We start from the raw sequence: 2,206 nt of genomic DNA on the forward strand, positions 1-2,206 counted from the left end.
TCCTGAGCCAGGATCAAACTCTCAAATAAAAGTTTATCAGGCTCAGATACTATTGTTATCTAAATATCTGGCTTTATGGTTTGTTTCTTGTTTTATAAATTAACCTACTGTTTAATTTTCAAAGTTCTTTATTGATATAGTTAGATGGTAGCGGTAATAGGAGTCGAACCTATGACCTTTCGGGTATGAACCGAACGCTCTAGCCAACTAAGCTATACCGCCGTATTTCTGGTGCCCAGAGGCGGAATCGAACCACCGACACGGGGATTTTCAGTCCCCTGCTCTACCGACTGAGCTATCTGGGCAAATGGTGGGCCTAGCTGGACTCGAACCAGCGACCTCACGCTTATCAGGCGTGCGCTCTAACCACCTGAGCTATAGGCCCTTACTTGGTCGAGGTGAAGGGACTCGAACCCCCGGCCCCATGGTCCCAAACCATGTGCGCTACCAAACTGCGCTACACCTCGAAATATTATTTACTATCTTATATTACTCTAAAACTCATTTTTTTTCAAGTCCTTTTTATTTGGCAGGGGTGGAGGGACTCGAACCCCCGGCGCACGGTTTTGGAGACCGACGCTCTACCAACTGAGCTACACCCCTATGAAGAATAATGAACCTTCAGGGACTCGAACCCCAGGCCTACCGGTTATGAGCCGGGCGCTCTAACCAACTGAGCTAAAGGTCCTGGTTGGTCGAGGTGAAGGGACTCGAACCCCCGGCCCCATGGTCCCAAACCATGTGCGCTACCAAACTGCGCTACACCTCGTTTTTTTAAATGGCGGAGAAGGAGGGATTCGAACCCTCGCACCGGTTACCCAGCCTAATCCCTTAGCAGGGGATCCTCTTGAGCCACTTGAGTACTTCTCCAAATTTAGTCCTATTATTTAGTTTGGCGGAGAGGGTGGGATTCGAACCCACGGCCCCTTTCGAAGTCACTGGTTTTCAAGACCAGCTCCTTAAACCACTCGGACACCTCTCCATTGGTGATCTATCCGCGACTCGAACGCGGGACACCCTGATTAAAAGTCAGGTGCTCTACCGACTGAGCTAATAGACCATGTTTTTATTTGGCTGGGGATGCAGGACTCGAACCTACGCATACATGAGTCAAAGTCATGTGCCTTACCGACTTGGCTAATCCCCAATATATATGTGGTGAGCGCACAGGGATTCGAACCCCGGACACACGCCTTAGAAGGGCGTTGCTCTATCCAGCTGAGCTATGCACCCACGCTTTTTGGAGCGGGTGAAGGGGATCGAACCCTCACAGCTGGCTTGGAAGGCCAGAACTCTACCATTGAGCTACACCCGCATATTTAATTTAATTGGTGGAGGATGGTGGATTCGAACCACCGAAGTCGATGACAACAGATTTACAGTCTGCCCCCTTTGGCCGCTCGGGAAATCCTCCGTATTAATTTTACATGGAGCTGGTGATAGGAATCGAACCTACAACCTGCTGATTACAAGTCAGCTGCTCTACCGTTGAGCCACACCAGCATTTTTCATATTTTATTTTGGCGACCTGGAAGGGGTTCGAACCCTCGACCTCCAGCGTGACAGGCTGGCATTCTAACCAACTGAACTACCAGGCCGCAAATGGTGGGACCAGCAGGGCTCGAACCTGCGACCCCCTGCTTGTAAGGCAGGTGCTCTCCCAGCTGAGCTATGATCCCACAAATGGTGACTCGTAGGGGAATTGAACCCCTGTTACCGCCGTGAAAGGGCGGTGTCTTAACCTCTTGACCAACGAGCCATTTATTGGCTCCAAGGGTGGGGCTCGAACCCACAGCCTACCGGTTAACAGCCGGTTGCTCCACCGTTGAGCTACCTTGGAACATCTAACGTGGCTATGTCCTACTCTCCCAGGCAGTTTCCCACCAAGTACCATCAGCGCTAGAGAACTTAACTTCTGTGTTCGGAATGGGAACAGGTGTATCTTCTCTGCTATTATAACCACATTTCTTTTTTGTTGCTAGGACAAGTATAATATTAACATTTTTTGTTATTTTTGTCAATACTTTTTTCATACTTTTTTTCAGAGTTAACACTCTAAAAACTACATATATATTTTAGTCAATGAACATCAAATAATATTGGTCAAGTCCTCGACCTATTAGTATCGATAAGCTAAATACATTGCTGCACTTACACCTTCGACCTATCAACCAGATAGTCTTTCTGGGGTCTTACCCTTGCGGTG

Annotated in this window: 19 tRNA genes and 2 rRNA genes; all 21 read right to left on the minus strand. The window is 48.4% G+C overall.

What is annotated here, in order from left to right:
- Positions 1-145 precede the first annotated feature (145 nt).
- Positions 146-222: transfer RNA gene (locus tag IC173_RS20090), tRNA-Met, on the minus strand.
- A 7-nt stretch (positions 223-229) separates the two neighbouring features.
- Positions 230-305: transfer RNA gene (locus IC173_RS20095), tRNA-Phe, on the minus strand.
- Positions 306-308: 3 nt separating this feature from the next.
- Positions 309-385: transfer RNA gene (locus IC173_RS20100), tRNA-Ile, on the minus strand.
- Positions 386-390: 5 nt separating this feature from the next.
- Positions 391-467: transfer RNA gene (locus IC173_RS20105), tRNA-Pro, on the minus strand.
- A 60-nt stretch (positions 468-527) separates the two neighbouring features.
- Positions 528-603: transfer RNA gene (locus IC173_RS20110), tRNA-Trp, on the minus strand.
- Positions 604-614: 11 nt separating this feature from the next.
- Positions 615-688: transfer RNA gene (locus tag IC173_RS20115), tRNA-Ile, on the minus strand.
- Between the two features lie 4 nt (positions 689-692).
- Positions 693-769, minus strand: a tRNA-Pro gene (locus tag IC173_RS20120).
- Positions 770-779: 10 nt separating this feature from the next.
- A tRNA-Ser gene (locus IC173_RS20125) sits at positions 780-870 on the minus strand.
- 23 nt (positions 871-893) lie between these two features.
- Positions 894-982 (minus strand) — tRNA-Ser (locus tag IC173_RS20130).
- Positions 983-984: 2 nt separating this feature from the next.
- Positions 985-1,060 (minus strand) — tRNA-Lys (locus IC173_RS20135).
- An 11-nt stretch (positions 1,061-1,071) separates the two neighbouring features.
- Positions 1,072-1,147, minus strand: a tRNA-Gln gene (locus tag IC173_RS20140).
- A 9-nt stretch (positions 1,148-1,156) separates the two neighbouring features.
- Positions 1,157-1,233 (minus strand) — tRNA-Arg (locus IC173_RS20145).
- Between the two features lie 8 nt (positions 1,234-1,241).
- A tRNA-Gly gene (locus IC173_RS20150) sits at positions 1,242-1,315 on the minus strand.
- A 14-nt stretch (positions 1,316-1,329) separates the two neighbouring features.
- Positions 1,330-1,414, minus strand: a tRNA-Tyr gene (locus IC173_RS20155).
- Between the two features lie 14 nt (positions 1,415-1,428).
- Positions 1,429-1,503 (minus strand) — tRNA-Thr (locus tag IC173_RS20160).
- Positions 1,504-1,521: 18 nt separating this feature from the next.
- Positions 1,522-1,598: transfer RNA gene (locus tag IC173_RS20165), tRNA-Asp, on the minus strand.
- 5 nt (positions 1,599-1,603) lie between these two features.
- Positions 1,604-1,679: transfer RNA gene (locus tag IC173_RS20170), tRNA-Val, on the minus strand.
- 5 nt (positions 1,680-1,684) lie between these two features.
- Positions 1,685-1,759, minus strand: a tRNA-Glu gene (locus tag IC173_RS20175).
- 6 nt (positions 1,760-1,765) lie between these two features.
- Positions 1,766-1,840, minus strand: a tRNA-Asn gene (locus IC173_RS20180).
- A gap of 7 nt (positions 1,841-1,847) precedes the next feature.
- Positions 1,848-1,964 (minus strand): 5S ribosomal RNA (gene rrf / locus IC173_RS20185).
- Positions 1,965-2,099: 135 nt separating this feature from the next.
- Positions 2,100-2,206: ribosomal RNA gene (locus IC173_RS20190) — 23S ribosomal RNA — on the minus strand; the annotation flags it as partial.

Source organism: Clostridioides sp. ES-S-0048-02 (genome assembly GCF_020658495.1).
Classification (GTDB): domain Bacteria; phylum Bacillota; class Clostridia; order Peptostreptococcales; family Peptostreptococcaceae; genus Clostridioides.